This window comes from Roseovarius atlanticus, assembly GCF_019802205.1.
In the GTDB taxonomy this organism is placed as follows: Bacteria; Pseudomonadota; Alphaproteobacteria; order Rhodobacterales; family Rhodobacteraceae; genus Roseovarius; species Roseovarius atlanticus_A.
Genome location: NZ_JAHVHQ010000003.1, coordinates 22,777 through 42,577, shown reverse-complemented (window position 1 = coordinate 42,577; position 19,801 = coordinate 22,777). Strand labels below are relative to the sequence as shown.

General features: G+C 66.0%; 18 protein-coding genes. 4 read left to right on the top strand and 14 right to left on the bottom strand.

Annotated features, from left to right (window positions below):
* Positions 1-15: 15 nt before the first annotated feature.
* The 7 genes from KUV49_RS06075 to KUV49_RS06045 all read right to left on the bottom strand — a co-directional run bounded on the left by KUV49_RS06075 (position 16) and on the right by KUV49_RS06045 (position 8,858).
* Positions 16-1,497 (bottom strand): TRAP transporter large permease, encoded by a 1,482-nt coding sequence (locus KUV49_RS06075; protein WP_222449166.1) that lies wholly within the window; start codon positions 1,495-1,497, stop codon positions 16-18.
* A 4-nt stretch (positions 1,498-1,501) separates the two neighbouring features.
* A complete protein-coding gene (locus KUV49_RS06070) occupies positions 1,502-2,227 on the bottom strand; it encodes a TRAP transporter small permease (RefSeq protein ID WP_222449165.1) in 726 nt (241 codons plus the stop codon).
* A gap of 134 nt (positions 2,228-2,361) precedes the next feature.
* On the bottom strand, positions 2,362-3,363 hold the full coding sequence (locus KUV49_RS06065; protein ID WP_222449164.1) for a DctP family TRAP transporter solute-binding subunit: 1,002 nt from the start codon (positions 3,361-3,363) through the stop codon (positions 2,362-2,364).
* Between the two features lie 251 nt (positions 3,364-3,614).
* A complete protein-coding gene (locus KUV49_RS06060; protein WP_222449163.1) occupies positions 3,615-4,952 on the bottom strand; it encodes an acyltransferase family protein in 1,338 nt (445 codons plus the stop codon).
* A 143-nt stretch (positions 4,953-5,095) separates the two neighbouring features.
* Positions 5,096-6,334, bottom strand: coding sequence for a sigma-54-dependent transcriptional regulator (locus tag KUV49_RS06055; RefSeq protein WP_222449162.1), 1,239 nt, complete (start codon positions 6,332-6,334; stop codon positions 5,096-5,098).
* Positions 6,331-8,079, bottom strand: coding sequence for an ATP-binding protein (locus KUV49_RS06050; RefSeq protein WP_222449161.1), 1,749 nt, complete (start codon positions 8,077-8,079; stop codon positions 6,331-6,333). The genes KUV49_RS06055 and KUV49_RS06050 overlap by 4 nt, the downstream gene beginning before the upstream one ends.
* A 56-nt stretch (positions 8,080-8,135) precedes the next feature.
* Complete coding sequence (locus tag KUV49_RS06045) at positions 8,136-8,858, bottom strand: sensor histidine kinase (protein WP_222449160.1); 723 nt, start codon at positions 8,856-8,858, stop codon at positions 8,136-8,138.
* A 203-nt stretch (positions 8,859-9,061) separates the two neighbouring features.
* Here KUV49_RS06045 and KUV49_RS06040 point away from each other — a divergent pair, with 203 nt between their 5' ends.
* The 4 genes from KUV49_RS06040 to KUV49_RS06025 all read left to right on the top strand — a co-directional run bounded on the left by KUV49_RS06040 (position 9,062) and on the right by KUV49_RS06025 (position 12,315).
* Positions 9,062-9,748: a response regulator gene (locus tag KUV49_RS06040; RefSeq protein WP_222449159.1), complete on the top strand. Its 687-nt coding sequence runs from the start codon at positions 9,062-9,064 to the stop codon at positions 9,746-9,748.
* 75 nt (positions 9,749-9,823) lie between these two features.
* Positions 9,824-10,384, top strand: coding sequence for a thioredoxin family protein (locus KUV49_RS06035; RefSeq protein WP_152491379.1), 561 nt, complete (start codon positions 9,824-9,826; stop codon positions 10,382-10,384).
* Between the two features lie 69 nt (positions 10,385-10,453).
* On the top strand, positions 10,454-11,368 hold the full coding sequence (locus tag KUV49_RS06030; protein WP_222449158.1) for an MBL fold metallo-hydrolase: 915 nt from the start codon (positions 10,454-10,456) through the stop codon (positions 11,366-11,368).
* Entirely contained in the window at positions 11,368-12,315 is a 948-nt protein-coding gene (locus KUV49_RS06025) for an MBL fold metallo-hydrolase (RefSeq protein ID WP_222449157.1), read from the top strand. The genes KUV49_RS06030 and KUV49_RS06025 overlap by 1 nt, the downstream gene beginning before the upstream one ends.
* A 3-nt stretch (positions 12,316-12,318) precedes the next feature.
* Here the strand turns inward: KUV49_RS06025 and KUV49_RS06020 are convergent, their stop codons facing one another.
* The 7 genes from KUV49_RS06020 to soxC form a co-directional block, all read right to left on the bottom strand.
* Positions 12,319-13,365, bottom strand: coding sequence for a YeeE/YedE family protein (locus KUV49_RS06020; RefSeq protein ID WP_222449156.1), 1,047 nt, complete (start codon positions 13,363-13,365; stop codon positions 12,319-12,321).
* Between the two features lie 207 nt (positions 13,366-13,572).
* Positions 13,573-14,790, bottom strand: coding sequence for a 5-aminolevulinate synthase (gene hemA / locus KUV49_RS06015; protein WP_222449155.1), 1,218 nt, complete (start codon positions 14,788-14,790; stop codon positions 13,573-13,575).
* Positions 14,790-15,221 (bottom strand): DUF302 domain-containing protein, encoded by a 432-nt coding sequence (locus tag KUV49_RS06010; protein ID WP_222449154.1) that lies wholly within the window; start codon positions 15,219-15,221, stop codon positions 14,790-14,792. Before KUV49_RS06010 ends, hemA begins: the two co-directional genes overlap by 1 nt.
* An 88-nt stretch (positions 15,222-15,309) precedes the next feature.
* Positions 15,310-16,575: an NAD(P)/FAD-dependent oxidoreductase gene (locus KUV49_RS06005; protein WP_222449153.1), complete on the bottom strand. Its 1,266-nt coding sequence runs from the start codon at positions 16,573-16,575 to the stop codon at positions 15,310-15,312.
* Between the two features lie 29 nt (positions 16,576-16,604).
* Positions 16,605-17,321 carry a c-type cytochrome gene (locus KUV49_RS06000; protein ID WP_222449152.1) on the bottom strand — a complete coding sequence of 239 codons (717 nt, stop codon included), beginning with the start codon at positions 17,319-17,321 and terminating at the stop codon, positions 16,605-16,607.
* A 4-nt stretch (positions 17,322-17,325) separates the two neighbouring features.
* Positions 17,326-18,528: a c-type cytochrome gene (locus KUV49_RS05995; RefSeq protein WP_222449151.1), complete on the bottom strand. Its 1,203-nt coding sequence runs from the start codon at positions 18,526-18,528 to the stop codon at positions 17,326-17,328.
* Positions 18,512-19,786 (bottom strand): sulfite dehydrogenase, encoded by a 1,275-nt coding sequence (soxC, locus tag KUV49_RS05990; protein WP_222449150.1) that lies wholly within the window; start codon positions 19,784-19,786, stop codon positions 18,512-18,514. Before soxC ends, KUV49_RS05995 begins: the two co-directional genes overlap by 17 nt.
* Between the last annotated feature and the right edge of the window lie 15 nt (positions 19,787-19,801).

Here is a 19,801-nt window from a genome sequence, read left to right as displayed (position 1 = left end):
GCGCGCCAGTTCGTGTCAGTTGGTGATGATCTCCGGGCCCATAAAGGTGGTGGGCAGGTAGGTCGATATCCACGGTATATAGGTCACCATGATCAGGAAGACGAAGAGCACGGCGAGGAACGGCAACGCCGCGCGCACCACGTTCATCATCGGCATCCCGGCCACGCCCGAAGTGACGAAGAGGTTCAGGCCGACGGGGGGGGTGATCATCCCGATCTCCATGTTCACCACCATGATGATGCCAAGGTGGATGGGGTCGATCCCGAGCTCGATGGCGATGGGGAACACCAGCGGGGCCACGATGACCAGGAGGCCCGACGGTTCCATGAACTGGCCGCCGATCAGCAGGATCACGTTGACCATCACCAGGAACATCACCGGGCCGAGGCCCGCGGCCAGCATGCTTTCGGCGATGGCCTGGGGGATCTGTTCGTCGGTCAGCACGTGCTTCAGCAGAAGCGCGTTGGCGATGATGAACATCAGCGTGATCGTCAGTTTCGCTCCCTCGAAGACGGTATTCACCGTGTCGCGGTGCCAGAAGGCCGTGACCAGCGCCCAGGGCTTTTGCAGCAGGGTCGCGGGGCGCGGGGCCTCGGCGGCGTTGACGCTGCGCTCGCCCATGGCGCCGGAGTAGGCTTCCTCCGCCGAAGGTGCCGCAAGGGGCCCCATGTCGCGGTAGATGAAACAGGCCACGAAGAAGGCGTAGACGGCGGCGACGGCGGCGGCCTCGGTTGGTGTGAAGGCGCCGGGCTGCCAATAGACCAGGCTGCCCTCGCCGGTCAGGTTGACCCACGGGTGGCCGTAGATGCCGCCCATGATGATGCCGATCAGCAGAAGGCCCCAGAAGGCGTCGCGGAAACTTTCGAAGATCTCGGCCCAGCCTTTCCACTCGCCCGCGGGCATGTTGCGGATGCGGGCCATTATGTAGATCGTGACCATCAGCATCGTCCCGGCCAGCAGGCCGGGGATGACACCGGCGAGGAACATCCGGCCCACGGACACGTCGGTGGCCGAGGCGTAGACGACCATCACGATGGACGGCGGGATGAGGATGCCGAGCGTGCCGGCGTTACAGATCACCCCGGCGGCGAAGTCCTTGGTGTAGCCCACCTGCCGCATGGCGGCGATCACGATGGTGCCGATGGCGACCACGGTGGCGGGAGAGGAGCCCGAGAGCGCGGCAAAGATCATGCAGGCCAGAACGCCCGCGATGGCCAGACCGCCCTTCAGATGCCCAACGCAGGCGATGGAGAAACGGATGATCCGTTTCGCCACGCCGCCCGTGGACATGAAGCTGGAGGCGAGGATGAAGAACGGGATGGCCAGCAGCGTGTAATGTTCGGCCATCGCGTCATAGAGCGACTTGGCCACCGCGCCGATGGAGGTGTTGGAGAACATCAGCTGGAACACGATGGACGAGAAACCCAGCGAGACGGCAATGGGCACACCGATCAGCAGCAGGCCGACGATCATGATGAAGAGAAATGCGACTTCCATGGTCCTAGCCCCTGTTCACGGCTTCGCCGCGGGCGAGCTTGTCGGCGGCGGTTTCCACCGCGTCCTCGGCCTCGTGGCTGGTGATGATGCGCTGGCGGGTGCCGCGGATGACGCCCAGCGTCGCCTGAACCACGCGGAAGAGCAGCAGTGCGGCGCCGATGGGCAGGATCAGGTAGGGAATGACGCGCGGGAGGTAATCGTATTCCTCGACCACGCGGGTATCGCCGTCCATGTACCAGTTGAACGTGTTCTCGAGGAACTCCTTGCCGAAGGGTATCGGCACCGGGCGGACCACGGCGTACCCCTGGGCGCGCGCCTCGTCAAAGCCGGTGGGGAACCAGCGGCCCGAGGTCGGATTGAGGTTCGAGAACGGCGCCCAGAAATCGTAGGCGCCCTTGAGCAGAAGAAAGGCATAGGCCACGCAGACGAGACAGGCGATGATCGCCATGATCCGCTTGAGCCCGCCACCGACCATGTTGACGATGGCGTCCACGCCAAGGTGGGCCGTCACCTTGAACCCGTAGGAAATGCCGAAGAGGACCAGCCAGGCGAAGAGGATTTCCACCACTTCCTGCCCCCAGAGCAGGCTTTCGGAGAACCCGTAGCGCAACACGACGTTGGCGAAGGTGATCAGGGTCATCGCGCCCAGGATCAGGGCGATGAAGATTTCCTCGGCGCGGTGGACGACGCGTCCGACCGGGCCCGATGGTGTGTATCCGCTCACGCTCATGGCGTTTCCCTCCGGATCATGTGGGGTAAGGCCGGTGCAGGGTCCGGCGACACGGGTGGTGCCGCCGGTATCCCGCGCTGCGGGCGCGGTCGGGCCTCAGGGAAGCCGCGGGCGCGCGCCCGCCTTGCCCTGCGTCAGCTGCCGCTGTTGTGGGACTGGGCCGCGTCGATGTTGTCCTGGCCCACATCCTCGACGAACTGATCCCAGACCGGCCGCATCGCATCGACCCAAGCCTGACGCTGGTCGGCCGACAATTCGCGCACCTCGCCGCCGGCGTCGATGATCGCCTGGCGGTTTTCCTGGTTCACGCTGTAGCTTTCGGCGTTCCGGGTCTCGGTCACTTCGGCGACGATGGTCATGAACTGGTCGCGCACGTCGGGTTCCAGTGAGTCGAGCCAGTCGCTTGAGGTCACCAGCAGGTAGTCGATGATGCCGTGATTGGTCTCGGTGATGCCGTCCTGCACCTCGAAGAACTTCTGGCCGTAGATGTTGGACCAGGTGTTCTCCTGGCCGTCAACCACGCCGGTCTGCAGCGCGCCGTAGACCTCGGAGAAGGCCATCGGCTGCGGCGAGGCGCCGAGCGCTTCCATCTGCGCGACCAGAACGTCGGAGGTCTGCACGCGGAACTTCAGGCCCTTGGCGTCTTCCGGCGTTTCCAGCGGCACGTTGGCCGAGAACTGTTTCATGCCGTTATGCCAGAAGCCCAGCCCCTGAAGGCCGCGGCGCTGCATGGAATCGAGCATGTCCTGACCCGCCTCGGAGGCCTGGAAACTGTCCACGGCGTCGATGTTCTTGAACATGAAGGGCAGGTCGAAAATGCGGAAGACCTTGGTGAAGTTCTCGAATTTCGACAGCGACGGTGCGGCCAGCTGGACGTCGCCCTGCAGCATCGCCTCGAGCACCTGGTCATCGTTGTAGAGCGTGGAGTTGGGGAACACCTCCATGCACATCTTGCCGTCCATTTCCTCGTTGACGCGCTCTTGCAGCAGCGAGGCGGCGATGCCCTTGGGGTGCTTGTCGGTATTGGTGACGTGGCTGAACTTGACGACGATTTCACCATCGTCACAGGCGGCGCTCACGGCGCCGGCGGACACGGTCAGTGCGAGTGCCGCGGTTGCGGCAGACAGGAATTTCATGGTCTCTCCTCCCAAATTCGAGACTGGTTTCGATACCGTCACGGTATTGCGGGGCAAAGAATGGCGAAGCGGGGAAATGCCTCAAGATGATTCGGGGGAAGATCCGCCGAATCAGAATATTTCCCACGATATCAGCGCATTAAGGCTTTCGAATCGCTGTGAACCGCGTCAGCCGCGAAATGCCTGTGCGGATTCCCGCACGCGCCTCGCCTCTGCTGTGCGGATTTTCGCACAATTCGGTGAAGCGGCGTTCAGACCGCCCTGCCGGGCCAGCGCCGCGTCGCCACGAGTACGCCAAGCGCCACAAGCCCCACGGCCAGCCAGTTGACGCCGGTGATATTGTTCGCGCCCAGCCCGACCATGGCCATGACGACAAGCCCGGCGCAGGTCATCAGGGCGCCCAGCATGGCGAGGAGCGGGCCGGGCCGACCGGCGGGTTTGGTGCGGCTGCCGGCCTCGAACCGCACGAAGACCAGGACGAGTGGCAACAGGACGACGCTGAAGAGCGCCAGCCAGACGGGCCGCATGGCCCACCAAGCGCTGCTGCCCGGCGGCTCTTGCAGGCCGACGCCGCCAAGCAGCACGGCGACGCCCACGACGATGATCAGCGCCGTCATGTGCCAAAGGTAGATCGACATGATCATCTGGTTGAAAAGGATGACCAACGCCCAGGGCCGCGTGCGCTGCAGCCATGCCTGCGCGAGGTCGGTGAAAAGCAGGATCGCGCCGATCTGCATGGCCCCCACGGCCAGCATCGCGGTGGTGGGCGGGCGCGTGTTGGACATCTCGGCGCCCGGCACGCTGACCATGGCGACGGGGTATCCGAACTGCACGATCAACACGTAGAGCCAGGCGACGCCCAAGAGGATAAAGCCCAGCGCCCATGTCTTGGGCCGTGCGGCGCGGCGCCACCAGTACCCAAGCTGGTGCACCGCCAGCCAGACGAAGCCGTAGTTGGCCCAGCGCAGCCAGCCCTGGTCGAGACCGAAGGCGATGGCGTCCACGGCGACGGCGCCGAGGGCCAGCAGGAGGACCGACAGGACACCGATGCGATCCCAGAGCGCGACGGTGACCGGCACGGCCATGGTGATGACGATGTAGACGGCCAGAAACCAGACCGGCACCAATGCAGCCTGCGAGGCAAAACCGATCAGCTCGGGCGAGACGCCCATGGCGCGCGCGATCACACCGCCCGCGGCCCAGGCCAGAACCACGGGAACGGTCGGTTTCAAAAGGCGCGACAGGCGCGTGGCGGCCCAGGCGCGTTTCTTTTCCGGGTCCTTCTGGGCGGAGTCCCATGACAGGCTGTTGGAAAATCCGCCGACGAAGAAGAAGACGGGCATCACCTGGAAGAGCCAGGTGGCGTAATGGGTCCAGCGTTGTTCGGCCAACAGGATCACCAGCGTCACCTCGCCGTCGCGCATGACGGCGGCGACGAGCAGCCAATGACCGAGGATCACGAAACTGATCGCGATGGCCCGGTAAAGATCGACGGCGCGGTTGCGGGTGTCGGGCGTGCGCTCGGCGGCCCAGCGGGCGGCGGCCATCAGGCCCTTGGGCATCTTGTCGGGGGGTGTCGGGGTGGTCATGGGGTCTGCCTGCTCTGCCGTCTTTCGCCCGCGATCTGGTGCGGCGTATCGTGTCGCAGGAGCCTAAGGTCTTTCATCTGTGCGCGGAATCACCGTTTGCCGATCCGGGCACCAAGGCCCGGGCCTGTGGCACGGATGCCGCGTCAGCCCTCGCCGCGGCGGTAATCCTCGGGCTTTATTCCGTAGCGGGCCAGCTTGTCGTAGAACGTCTTGCGCGGCAGCTTCAGCGCCTTTGCGGCCTCGGAGGCGCGTCCGTTCTGGCGCCCCAGCGCCGCGATCAGCAGCGACCGCTCGACCTGCGCCATCTGCTCGGACAGGCCCAGGTCGGCCGCGCGGGTGACCTCGTCGGGCATGCCGAGGACGAAACGCATGGCGGCACTCATGAGCGAGCGTGCGTTGCCGGGCCAGTCCTGCGCCATCAGGCGGGCCAGGTGATCGGGGGCGATATCGGGCGCGGCGATGCCGGATTGCTCGGCGGCCTGGGCCACGTAGTGGCGGAACAGCACCGGGATATCCTCGGGCCGCTCGGACAGGGCGGGGATGCGCACGGGAGCGACGTCGAGCCGGTAGTAAAGCTCGGGGTAGAACCGCCCGTCCTGGGCGGTCCTGGCGAGATCGGTGGTGGTTCCGGCGATCAGCCGCGCCTCGGCCCCGTCCTCGAGCCGATCGAGAAGCGCGTGCTGCGATTGCGGCGGCAGGGCGGTGATCTCCTCGATGAAGAGACTGCCGCCCCGGGCGGAGGCCAGCGCCTCGTCGAGCGCGTCGACATCCAGCGCCGCCGCGGGTTGCTTGACGTAGGGCCCCCGCCCCGCCGGCGTCATCAGGTGCAGCACCTCGGCCACCTTCGAGATGCCGGCGCCGGGCGGGCCGCTGACCAGAACGTCGGTGCCCATGGCCGCGACGCGGCGCACGCGTTCGCGCAGGTCCTCGGCCAGTTTCGATGTCCCGAAAAGCATCCGCGCCGCCGCATCGCCGGTTTCCAGCTGGCGCTTCAGCCGCCGGTTTTCCAACACCAGCGACCGGGTCTGCAGGGCGCGGGTCAGCACGGGCAGCAGGGCGTCGGGCGCGCAGGGCTTTTCCAGGAAATCGAACGCCCCCTTGCCCATCGCGCGGACCGCCATGGGAATGTCGCCTTCGCCGGTCAGCAGGATCACGGGCAGCTCGGCATCGGTCTTGCGGGTATGTTCCAGCAGGTAGAAGCCATCCCGGCCCGGCATCCGGATATCCGACAGGATGACGCCGGGAAAGTCCGGCGTGATGTGGTCCTTGGCCTCGATGAAGGACCCGGCGACGCGCGGCGCAAGGTCATGCAGTTCCAGCGTCTGGGCCAGCGCCTCGCGCACGGCGGCGTCATCGTCGACGATCAGGACATCGGTGCTCATGCCGCCACCTCTTCCTGCCAGGGATCCAGTTCGATGCGAAAGATCGCGCCGCCATCGGGCGCGTTGCTGCCGCTGATACGCCCGCCGAAACTTTCGACCAGGCCGTAGGAGATCGAGAGGCCGAGGCCAAGGCCATCCTCGCCGCCCACCTCCTTGGTGGTGTAGAACGGCTCGAATATCTTGGCGGGGTCCGAAATGCCGGGGCCGGTGTCGCGCACGGTCACCGTCGGGCGGGCCCCGGGGACGAGAGAGATCTCGATGCGCTTGCGGGCCTGTCCCGCCATGGCATCGACGGCATTGTTGATCAGGTTCACGAAGACCTGGCCAAGGCGGACCTCGCCGGCGCGGACGTGCACGGACAGGGCCGGACGCCGCCAGTCGAGCGACACGTTTTCCTGCGCGAGCCTTTGTTCGGTCAGTTCCACCGCGGTGTCGATCACGGCGCCAAGATCGACCTTGCCCGCCGGCTCCGCCTCGTTCCGGGCGAAGGCGCGCAGGTTCTTGATGATACGCGCGGCCCGCGCCGCAAGGTCCGCTATGCGGGTCATGTTGGCCCGTGCCGGCCGCGTCTTGCCCACGTCGAGGAAGGCCGCGCCATTGTCGGCGAATTGCTGGATCGCCATAAGCGGCTGGTTCAGTTCGTGGCTGATCCCCGCGGACATCTGGCCCAGGGCATTCAGCTTGCCGGCCTGCACAAGCTCTTCCTGGGCACGGGTCAGGGCCGCCTCGGCCTCCTTGCGCTCGGCCACTTCGCGGCGCAGCGCGGCGTTGGCCTGCGACAGTTCCGCGGTGCGGTCGGCGACACGGGTTTCAAGCTGGGCGTTGGCGATGCTCAGGGTCCGGCGCCGTTCGGCCAGGAGCAGAAGCACGGTTCCGAAGGCGAGGCAGATCGCAGCGAACACCGCCGCCTGCAGGTTGGCGACCCGCGCGGCGGCGGCGACGTCCATCAGCGCGTGGCCCGTCATGCCGATCACCGGCTTCGGGCTGGCCAGGTGCAGGGCGCGCTCGGGCAGGTAGGCCCCCTGGGACAGGTCCCAGATTTCGGCGAACCGGCGCTCCGGTGCGCCGACGGGTGCGTCGCTGTCGGGCGAGACCAGCCCGACCGAGCCGGGCGACAGGCGCCATCCGATGATCTCGGCACGGTTGGACAGGAACACCCGCCCGTCGATGTCGGTGAAGAACACAACCGGCTGCCCCCCGATCCAGCCCCACTCGATTTCGGAGATGTCGACCACGACGATGAGGCTGCCGCGGATCGCGCCCGCGCCGGAAAAGGACGGGGCGGCATAGGCGTAGACGCGACGCCCCTCGGGGCCGAGCCGGCCGAAGAACGAGCCCAGAGCCCCCTGCATGGCGCGGCGGAAATAGGCGCTGCCCTGCGGGTTCAGCGCAACCGCGCCGGCCTGCGCCAGGACGGCGCCGGCCGCGTCGGTGAAGATCAGGCCGGCGGCGCCGCTCTTGTCCACGGCCGCCTGCAGCAGGCGGGTCGCCTCGGGCAGGTCGCGCCCGGCGCCGGTCAGCGCGGCCAGGGTCGGATGGTCGGACATCAGGACCGCAAGTTCGCGATAGCGCCGCATCTCGCCGGTAAAGCGGTCGGCGGCGAGCGCGAGGTCGGCGCGCCCCTGCTTGGCCAGCTGTGTCAGCCCCTGGGAATAGCCGTAGCGCCAGACCCCGCCGGCCGCCGCAGCGACGGCAAGCAGGAACAGGACGATGACCAGCCAACGGGCGCGAAGGAGCGACAACATGGCAAGGTGATAGCAAGCCGGCGGCCCGATTGGCCAGACAAAGCGTGCGGCGCGGTCTAGGCCGGGGTGGTCGCCAGCGGCAGGTCGAAGCGCAGGCACAGCCCGCGGGGCGCGTCGGTGGGACCGACGGCGATCTCGCCACCGAGGCTGCGCACGACCTTGCGCGCGATGGCGAGGCCCACGCCGGCATGGCCTGTTTCGCTTTTGGGGCGAAGGGTGGAAAGCGGTTTGAAGATCGCCTCGTGATGTTCGGGCGATATGCCGGGGCCGTCATCGGCCACGGTGACGTGAATGCGCCCCCGGTCCGGCGCAGCCGCAACGCGCAGCTTGCCGAAATCGCGGTCGTGATGGGCCGCGGCATTGCCCAGCACCGCGTCGAAGAGCCTGACAAGATCGTTCGCGGGCCCCAGAACGAAGACATCGTGGCAGGCTATGTCGCACGAGAGCCTGGGCGTGGCAGGCAAACGCGCGCAGGCCTCGGTGACGAGACCCTGAAGGTCGTGGGCAGCAGGCGGATCGGCCAGCCGGCGCACGCGGGACAGCTCGGTCAGTGCGGTCATCGCATCATCCAACCTGTGCGCGTAATCCCGCATCATGTCGAGGTTTTCGCGCGTATCGGCGGGGACGGCGACGCCCTGGCTGGCCAGATCCTCGTCGATCCAGTCCGGGATGGTGCGCATGGCCCGGGCGAACGCCTTGAGATCGTGGGTCACGATATAAAGCAGGTCCTCCGCCTCGCGGACCGTACCGAGCGGATCGTCTGGGACGTCTTCCAACACTTTCGCCCACTTTCCTCGTTCTGATGCAGGTGAGGAGTGACATTGCCACAGTGGACTTTCCATTTCGTGAACGGTGCCGGGGCCGCGGCCCCGCAATCGTTAAAATCAACGATACAGCCCGGTCCACGAGTAACGCTCCGGTAAGGATCGCGCGGGTAGCGTGGGGCCAGGTATCCAGGACGTTTGAGTTAGAAAGGTGCACCATGGCCTCTGTTTCTCCCATCCCGACCGAGACAATGGTCGCTCAGGCGCTTCCCGTGCCCGGCTTGCACGGCGCCCGGCGCGGCGATTGTTTCGATGTTCTGATTCTGGACGACGACCCGTTCGACCAGAAACGGCTGACGCGCACGCTGGAATCGACGGGCCTGCCCGTCAACGCCGTCACCTCGGCCTCGATCAACGAGTTTTCCGCGGCGCTGGATGCGGACAGTTTCGATGTTGTCCTGATCGACTATCTTCTGCCGGACAGCGATGGCCTTGCGGCGCAGAAGATGGTGCAAAATCACCCGAAGAATTTCGCGGCGGCCGTGGTGATGATGTCGAACCGGATGCGCACCGATGTGGCGATCGAGTCGATCAAGCAGGGGTCGCTGGATTGCCTGGACAAGGTCGAACTCGATACCGACAGGCTGCGCGAGCTGATGATGGCGTCGGTCAAGTTTCTGGCCGAAACCTCGCGCCACTGGATCGGCGAATTGCTGGCGAAGCAACGGGTGATGATCGCGCAGGACGTGGCGAAACTCGTGCGCGACGAAATGGAGTTCGGACGCCTGATCGACACGATCGACAAGCGCATTCTCGACATGCTCGCGGCGCGTGGGCTGACCCAGCCGGACCGCTGGGATGCCGATGGCATGAACGATCCCGACCCGCCCTTCGTCTTTCGCTGAGTGTGGCGCATCCACCCCGTTGCCTCGACGCCGCGGTTGGGCGAGACTGTCCCCGCCACAGCTTCGGAGGACGACATGGCTGCGAACACCCCGCCCGTATGTGATTTCCACTGGCCCGCGCCGGATTTCGATCTGCCCGGGACGGACGGATTGCGTTACACGCTGCATGACGTGTCCGGCCCGCGCGGCACGCTGATCATGTTCATCTGCAACCATTGTCCCTATGTCCTGGCGGTGCTGGACCGGATCAAGCGGGACGCCAGGGAGTTGCAGGCGCGCGGCATCGGCGTGGCCGCCATATGCTCCAACGATGCCGAAGCCTATCCCGACGACAGCTTCGAGAACATGGTCAGGATGGCAGAGAAAGAGGACCTGCCCTTCCCCTATCTGCATGACGAGGATCAGTCGGCGGCGCGGGCGTACCATGCCGCCTGCACGCCGGACTTCTTCGGGTTCGATGCCAAGGGCGGGCTGCAATATCGCGGTCGGCTGGATGCGTCGCGCATGTCACCCGCGCCCGAGGACGCGCCACGGGAACTGTTCGAGGCGATGAAGCAGGTGGCGGACACCGGCGAAGGCCCGCGCGACCAGGTCGCATCGGTCGGCTGTTCGATCAAGTGGAAACCGGCCGCCTGACACGGCGGCGCTTGCGCTGCGTCCAACATTCGCACATATTCCTATAAGAGAATTTCTTGGAGGAATATCATGCGACTGACCCGACGCCACCTGATGGTGACCGGCGCCGCCCTGCCCGTGGCGGCAGCACTGCCGCGCTGGAGCCTGGCGGACATGCCCCTTGGCGATGCGACGGTCACGACCGTCAGCGACGGCCACCTCGTGCTGCCCGGCGACTTCCTGTTCGAGCCGATGCCGCAGGAGGAATTGCAGAAAGTCCTGGAGGCCACCGGCCAGAGCCGCGACGAGCTGCGCCCCGAATGCAACCTGACGCTTTACCGCGACGGCACCAACACCGTGCTGTTCGATGCCGGCGCCGGGTCGAACTTCATGCCCAGCGCGGGCGAGTTGCCAGCGAGCCTGGTGGCTGCGGGCCTTGCCCCGGAGGATATCACCCACGTCGTTTTCACCCACGCGCATCCCGATCACATCTGGGGCGTTCTGGACGATTTCGGAGACCCGCTGTTCTCAAACGCCGTCTACATGATGGGCCGGGCCGAGTGGGATTACTGGTGGAACCCCGAGACCGTGAACACCATCGACGAGGCGCGCGCCGCCTTCGCCGTGGGCGCCAAGAACCGGATGGAGGCGATCGAGGACGTCGTCGAGTTCTTCGATGACGGACAGGAAGTCTTGCCCGGTATCGCGGCGGTCTCGACCCCCGGTCACACACCGGGCCATATGAGTTTCGAACTGCGCCGCGGAAGCGAGGCGGCAATGGTCATCGGCGACGCGATCGGCAATCACCACGTCGCCTTCGCCCGGCCCGACTGGCCCAGCGGATCGGACCAGGACCCGGACTTGGCCGTGGCGACCCGCAAGACGCTGTTCGACCGGCTGACCGCCGACGACATGACCCTGATCGGGTTCCACCTGCCGGGCGGCGGCGTGGGCCGGGCGGAAACAGCCGGGACCGGCTATCGTTTCGTCGGAAAGGATGCGTGATGCGCGCCCTGACAGCCTGTCTTGTCGCCCTCGGCACGGCCCCTGCGCTGGCCGATGAAAACATACCCGACCAGTATCCCGGTTCGCCGCTTTATTCCAAGCCGGTCGAGGTGATCCCGCATGTCTGGTCGGCCATCGGTGCCACCGCGCCGCCGACCTACGAAAACACCGGGCATAACAACAACCTGAGCTTCATCGTCACCGGCGATGGCGTTGTCGTGGTGAATGGCGGGGCCGCCTATGTGTTGGCCGAGGCCCTGCACGACGAGATCAAGCGCATCACCGATCAGCCGGTGAAGCTGGTGATCAACGAGAACGGCCAGGGCCACGCGATGCTGGGCAATGCCTATTGGGCCGAACAGGGTGTGCCGATCCTGGCGCATGTGGATGCCGCCGAGGAGTTCGAGGAATACGGCGCCCAGATCCTGCGGCGGATGGAGGAGTATAACCGCGACAAGGCCGAGGGCACGGTGCTGGCCGGACCCAGCGAGACGTTCGAGGACGAGAAGATCATCGAGATGGGCGATTTCCGGATCGAGGTCTTGCACCTGGGGCCGGCGCACAGCCCCGGCGATATCTCGGTCTGGTTGCCCGAGCAGAGCCTGGTGATCGCGGGCGACATGGCGTTTCACGAACGGATGCTGCCGATCTTCGAGGATACGATCACGAAGGACTGGCTGGAGACGTGGGAGACCGCGTTCGAGCCGCTGGAGGCGACGTATGTGATCCCCGGCCACGGGCACCCGACCAACATGGCGCAGGTGCGGCGGTACACGCATGACTACCTGGTCTATTTGCGGGAAAAGGTGGGGGAGCACCTGGAAAGTGGGGGCAGCCTGGCCGACGCCTATTACGTCGACCAGACGCCGTACAAGCATCTGCACACCTACGAGGAACTGGCCACCAGGAATGCGGGCCGGGTCTTTGAGCAGATGGAGTTCGAGTAGGGCTTATTCGGCCGGAACCGCGACACCGCGCGGCGCGAGCACGCCGCGGGCCGCGACCGCGCCCAGCACGATGAACCCGAGCGCCAGCAGGGCGGCGATGCTGAGGGCGGCGCCGCCGCTGAGGCCCGCGCCGATGGTGCAGCCCCCGGCCAGCACGCCGCCGAAGCCCATCAGCACCGCGCCCGCGCTGTAGCGCAGGGTTTGCACGGGCGACGAGAAGCTTTGCAGGGCCAGCTCGCCGCGCGCGGCGGCGCTGAGGAAGCTGCCGACGATGACCCCGCCGATCACACCGACGCCGAAGCCCGCGGGCACCGCTGTGGAGGCGATGGCATAGAACAGGGTGTCGGTCCACGGCAGGGTGAAGGCCATCGACTGAACCGGCAGCGGGTCGAAATCATCCAGCAGAAGCACCGAGGTTCCGGCCCAGCCCGCGACGACCACGAGGCCGATCACCGCGCCCATGACGAGGTGCAGGACGCGGGCGCCGGAGCGGTGCGCGAGCAGGACTGCGACGGCCAGCAACCCCAGTGCCACGGCAGGCGCCACGCCGGGAATGGACGCGAGGCTGCCGATGCCGAAATCGTACTGGATCGCCCCGAGGGATGTGCGCAGAGGGGCCAGAACGCCCTTGAGCGTTGCGTGGGCGACGATGGCGAAAAGCGCAATGACGCTGACCGCGCGCAGGTTGCCCGTGCCGGCGAGCACGGTCAGGCGGGACATGCAGCCGCGTGTGAGCACCATGCCGATGCCGAAAGCGAGCCCGCCCAGGGCGATCGCTGCGACCGGCACGCTGCTGGAGAGGTAGCGGTGGTCGCCAAGCTCGACCCAGCCCATGACCCCGGCCAGGGCCATGCCGCCGATGGCCACGGCAAGCGCGACCAGCCAGACCGAGAGCGCCGAGCGGTCCACGCCGTTTTCGCCCGCCACGGCACGCCGCAGACAAAAGCGCGAGATCTGGGCGGCAACACCGAAGGCAAGGCCCAGGAGCGCGCCAAGCAGAAGATGCAGGGATTGCGCGGGCAGGTCGAACGGCAGGGAGTCGAGCAGCATGGGTCACGTCCTGATTCAGGTAATCCGTCCTTATCTGGTGTGATATCGCGCGAGTCAAAACCCAAGGCGAAGAGCATTGTTCCGGCTTTGGCGGCAAAGACGAAACAACGTTCTGGAACGCGGAAAACGTTACAACGCCGGACCATCGAGGGACGGTCCGGCGAAACGGATTTTCCTATTTTTCGTATTGGCGGAATATTTTTCCGATCATTGCGCCGCGATGGGCAGCCGGGCGAGCTGGCACTGCGCCCAGAGGTTTTCGAGGGCGCCGATCAGCCGCTCGACATCCTCGGCGGAGTGGACCGGAGAGGGCGTGATGCGCAGCCGTTCGGTGCCCTTGGGCACGGTCGGATAGTTGATCGGCTGGATGTAGATGCCGTGATCGCGCATCAGCACGTCCGAGATGTATTTGCACTTTACCGGGTCGCCCACCATCACCGGGATGATGTGGCTGGGGTTCTCGATATGCGGCAGGCCGATGGCGTCGAGCCGGGCGCGCACCTCGGCCACGCGGGCCTGTTGCTGGCTGCGCTCCTCGCTGCTGTGCTTGAGGTGGCGCACGGCCGCGGCGGCACCGGCGGCAACGCAGGGCGGCAGGGCCGTGGTGAAGATGAAGCCCGAGGCGAAGGAGCGGACGAAGTCGCACAGCTCGGTCGAGGCGGCGATGTAGCCACCCATGACGCCGAATGCCTTGCCCAGCGTGCCCTCGATCACGGTCAGGCGATCCATCAGCCCCTCGCGCTCGGCGATGCCACCGCCGCGCGGGCCGTAAAGGCCGACGGCGTGCACTTCGTCGAGATAGGTCATGGCGCCGTATTTGTCCGCCAGATCGCAGATCTCCCTGATGGGGGCGATGTCGCCGTCCATCGAATAGACGCTCTCGAAGGCGATCATCTTGGGCGCGTTGGCGGGAAGGGCCTCCAGCTTGGCCTCGAGATCGGCGAGGTCGTTGTGTTTCCAGATCACTTTCCGGGCGCGGCTGTGCCGGATGCCTTCGATCATGGAGGCGTGGTTGAGCGCGTCGGACAAGACCACCAGCCCCGGAATGCGTGACGCCAATGTGCCCAGCGCGGCCCAGTTCGAGACGTAGCCTGAGGTGAAGAGGAGCGCGCTGTCCTTGCCGTGCAGGTCGGCCAGTTCGGCCTCGAGCTGCACATGGGCGTGGGTGGTGCCGGAAATGTTGCGCGTGCCGCCCGCCCCCGCGCCGGTGGTGTCGAGGGCGTCGTGCATGGCCTTGAGCACGACAGGGTGCTGGCCCATGCCGAGGTAGTCGTTGGAACACCAGACCGTCACGTTTTCGGGGCCATTGTAGCAATTGGCCTGCGGGAACTGCCCGCGCCGCCGTTCGAGTTCGGCAAATTCGCGATAGTTGCCTTCGGCCCGCAACCCGTCGAGTTCGGAGCGGAAAAATTCCTGGTAGTTCATCAGTTCTCTGTCGCCTCTTTCACGATCTCGGCCAAGAGCGCCTCGACCTTTTCCATCGGACCATCGGGGTAGTCGCGGTAGCCTATCGTCACGGCACCTTCCGCGTCCTCGGCCACGAAGATGCCGTAGGGGCAATGCGCGATGTTCATCGGGTCGGCCTCCATCACCTCGCGCGACACGACGGCCGAGCAGAAGAGGAAGATGTCCGCCTCCTTGAAGATCATGACATCGCTGCCGACGTCCTCGCCCGTGCGGTTGAGCATTTCGCCCACGTGGCTGACATAGTCGATCACCAGCCCCTGCCCCACGATCGCGGTTTCCACGGCAAAGGCCGCGTCGTCGAAGGACCCCTCATAGGCCGTGGTGATCGGGGCTTCGGCGTGGGCGGCGGTGGCAAAGGCCAGGGCAGCCGTCAGAATCACGGGTTTCATGGTGGGTCCTCCTAGGTGTCGGTTTGGTTTCGCACGGGGGCGCCGCCCCGGTCTTTGACCGAGATCAAAGCCGGGACGGCGGGTTGGCTTAGCCGAACATGTCGGTGGTGATGCCGGTGTACCAGCCTTCGGATTCTTCGTAGGTCGCCTTGCGCAGGGCGGAATCCTCGCCGGTTTCGCTGATGAAGCTGTCGACCGAGGCTATCTTTTCGTCCGTGGGCTCGTATGTGGCGCCGACCTTGACGCCGTCATCGGTGGCGATAAGCGACCAGCACGTGTTGGAATACTTCGCCGGGAACACCTTGGAGCCGGTCAGCGCGCCCCGCACGGCGTTGGCGCAGACCTTGGCCTGGCTGTTGGCGGCAAAGCCGGATTTGGGCATGTCGCCCTGTTCGGCGGAATCGCCCAGCACGTAGACATCGGCATCCGCGCGTGCGGACATGTCGGCGGGATTCACCGGCGCCCAGTTGCCATCGGTCACGCCCGCCAGTTCGGCGATGCGGCCCGCCTTTTGCGCGGGGATGACGTTGCACACATCGACCCGGGTCTCCTCGCCGTCGATGGTGACGGTCATGTTCGCGGGGTCCACCGAGACGTTGCCGCCGCCGAATTCCTCGCCGATCCAGTCGACCACGCCCGGGTAGTGCTTGTTCCAGCCTTCCTGGAAGAGCGACATCTTGGAGAATTTCGGCTTGGGGTCGGCCACGATGATCTTGGCGGTCGGGTTATTTTCCTTCATGAAATGCGCGACCATCGAGATGCGCTCATACGGGCCCGGGGGGCAGCGGTAGGGGTTCGGAGGGGCCACCATGGCAAACGTCCCGCCCTCTGGCATCGCCTCGAGCTGGGCGCGCAGGAGTTCGGATTGCGAGCCGGCCTTGTAGGCATGGGGCATGGCGTTCTGGGCGCTGATGTCCCAGCCTTCCACAGCGCCGTCGACGAAGTCGATGCCGGGGCTGAGGATCAGCTTGTCGTAAGGCAGCGTCGCGCCACCGGCGAGCGTCACGGTTTTGGCGTCGCGGTCGACATCGACGGCCCAGTCGTGGATCACGTTCACGCCGCTGGCGGCGATGGTGCCATAGGTGTGGCCGATATCGCCGATCTCCTTGAAGCCTCCCAGATAGAGGTTGGAGAAGAAGCAGGTGAAGTAGGTGCGCGTCGGTTCGACCAGCGTGACGTCGATGGCGCCGTCGCTGTCCTTGGCGATGTAGCGCGCAGCCGTGGCGCCGCCCGCGCCGCCGCCGATCACGACGACGCGCGGCTTGCCGGAGCCTTGCGCCAGCACGTTCGGCGCCGCGAGCACTGTCGCAGCCGCGGCTGTCGTTCGAAGGAAAGTCCGTCTGTCGAGTGTCATGTTTAGTCCTCCCTAAGGTATTATTATCTTTATTGTTCCGTCAGTTGGCCGAAATACGCGGCGAGTGCGGCGATCTCCTCATCGCCCAGGCGCCCGGCGACCATCTGCATCACCGGGTGGTTGCGTTGCTTGTTCTTGTAGGCGTGCATGGCGACCACGAAATCCTCCTCCGGCCAGAGCACGATAGACGGGATACCGTCATTGGCGCCACCGGCCTGATGGCAGGCCACGCATTCGCCGCTGAGATATTCGCCATATTCCGGGTCCCCCACAAGCGCGAGGATCTCGGGGGCAAGGTCGTGGTCCATGCCCCGGATGGTCGGGTCCGCCTCGGGAATGTCGCGGGGATTGTCGGAAAAGCGCCGCAGATAGGCGATGAGGTCCAGACGCTCCTGCGGGTCCGGGAGTCCGTCAAAGCTCATCCGTGTGCCCGACGCGATTGCGGTGGGATTTTCAAGGAACACGTCGAGCGTATCGGCGTGCCATTCCAGGCCGCCGGTGCCGGCGCGCTTGAAGCTCTCGGAATATGGAAAGCCCTCTTGCGTGGCCGCTTTCCGGCCGAACAGGCCGTTGAGCTGCGGCCCGATGCCATGCTCGGCCCCCTTACCCACCTGGTGGCAGCCGGAGCAATATTGAAAGATTTCCTTGCCGGCCTCCGGGTCGCCCTCTTCCGCGATTGCGGGGATGGCGCAGGCCAGCAGGCCTGCCGCCAGTTTGAGGGAAAGAGCGCGCAGTCCGACCGTCATGCGGTCAGTCCCCGAAGCTTTTCAGATAGGCGATGATGGCGTCGATATCCTCTTCCTTCTTCAGACCGGCAAAGCTCATCTTGGTGCCTTTCATGTAGCTTTTCGGCGCGGCGAGGAATTCGGCCATCGCCGCCTCGTCCCAGACCCGGCCTTCGGCGGCAGCTTCCTCGAAGACGCCGGAATACTTGAAGTCGTCGTGGCCGCCCATGGTCGCGCCCATGACACCGTTCAGCACCGGGCCGACGCGGTTCTTGGCGCCTTCGCCCACCATGTGGCAGGCCTTGCACTTGCGGAAGACCTTTTCGCCCGCCGCCACCAGTTCGGGATCGGGGGCAGCGGCGGCGTCGGCCGCTGGCGCGGCCGCCTCTGTGGGTTCGGGGTCTGCGGCGGCCATCTCGACCTCGTCCGCCGCGTCTTCGGCGGCGGGCTCGGCGGCGGCTTCTTCCTCGGCGCCGTCTTCCTCGGGCGTCACGTCGACGACAGAGGCGCGCATCGTGATCTCGACGCTGTCCTTGCAGTCTTCCATGCAGGGCTCGGTGCGCCAGATCGTGTACTCGGTTTCCGGGCGGTCATCGACGATGAAGCCGTCGGCGTTGGGCATCTCGAACCCGGCGAAATTCTCGTGGCTGAGCTCGAAATCGTCTTCCACGAGGTAGTTGGAATAGAGGATGTAGGCGGTGATCGCGTAGACCTCGTCGGGGCTGAGCGACTGCGCGTTGCCGAAGGGCATGGAGCGGTGCACGTAGTCCCAGACGGTGGACAGGTACGGCCAGTAGGAGCCGACGGTCTTCACCGGGTCCTTGTTGGCGAGCGTGTCGAAGCCGCCGGCCAGCACCGGCCAGTTGCCGACACCTTCGGCGAAGTCGCCGTGGCAGACGGCGCAGGCTTCGGCGAAGACCTGTTCGCCGGTGGCCACGTCGCCGCGGCCTTCGGGCAGGCCGATGCCGCCCGGGCGGACGTCGACGTCCCATGCGGCGACCTCTTCGGGCAGCGCTTCGCGGCCCAGGCCGAAGCCGTCTTCGGGTGTCGGAGTGGCGGCGGGTTCATTCTCTGCCGTATCGGTCGAGGCCGCGTTGGCCTGCGACACGAGCACGGGGGCAATCGACGGGATGTCGACGACGAACTGGTCGGCCAGGACATAGGCCATCGTCAGGACGCCCGCGGCGCCGCCGGCGGCGGGTGCGAAAATCTTAAGAAACTTCGACATTTTCGGCCTCCCCGTTGGCTTTGACATGCCAGGTCTGGATGCAGTTGTTGTGGTAGATCGAGTTCTCGCCGCGCACCTCGCGCAGCTGCGCCTTGGTGGGCTGGACATAGCCGGTCTCGTCCATCGCGCGGGCCTGAAGCAGCATTTCCTCGCCGTCCCAGGTGGTGTCGAGGTAGAAGCGGGTCAGCGCCTTGCTGTCGCCTTGGGTTCCGAGGCGAGCGGTTTCCCAGGTCATGCCGCCATCGCGCGAGACATCGACGCGGGTGATCCTGCCGTGGCCGGACCAGGCAAGGCCCGAGATAACCAGCGGGCCGGGGCCGTGGGAGATGGGCGATTGCGGGCTGGGGGAGGTGATGACCGACTTGGCATCCATCACCCAGGTCCACTTGCGGGCCGTGCCGTCGGCCAGGACGTCGGTGTATTTCGACGTCTCCTCGCGGCTTTCCACGGGGCCGTCCATGACCTCGATCCGGCGCAGCCACTTGACCCACATGTTGCCTTCCCAGCCGGGCACCACGAGGCGCACCGGGTAGCCGTGTTCCTTTCGCAGCGCCTCGCCATTGGCCTTGAAGGCGACGAGGCAGTCGTCCAGCGCTTTTTCCATCGGGATGGACCGCCCGTTCGAGGACGCGTCGGCGCCTTCGACATAGACCCACTTGTCCTTGAGGTCGCCGGCGGCATCCAGCCCCGCCTCTTCCAGCAGGGTGCGCAGGGGGACGCCGGAATATTCCATGTTGTGGATCATGCCATGGGTGAACTGCACGCCGTTCAGCTGTGCCCCGGCCCATTCCATGCCGGTATTGGCCGCGCATTCGCAGAAATAGACGTGGTTTTCGCGCGGGAAACGCTCGAGATCGGCGTAGTGGAAGACCAGGGGGGTATCCACCAGGCCGTTGATCATCAGCCGGTAATCTTCCTTCGCGAGTTCGATGGCGCCGGAATGGTGCCGTTCGAACGCGCAGCCCTGCGGCGTGATGGTGCCGTCGAGCGCGTGGATCGGCGTGAAGTTGATCGAGCTGATCGGGTCGGCGGTCAGCCACGGCACGTTGCGGCGCACCACGTCATCCTCGAACCGGATCGGCAGGCCGTAGGGGGTTTCATCGACCCCCTCGCCGGTGATGGCGGCCCAGTCCTGAACTTCGGTGATCAGCGGATCGGGGTCGTTCGCTGCCGCGGCCCCTGCCACGGATCCCGCGACGGCCGCCGCGCTGCCGCGCAGGAAGGCGCGGCGGGAGGGGGATTTGAAAAGATCATTCATGGCTGAACGCTCCCT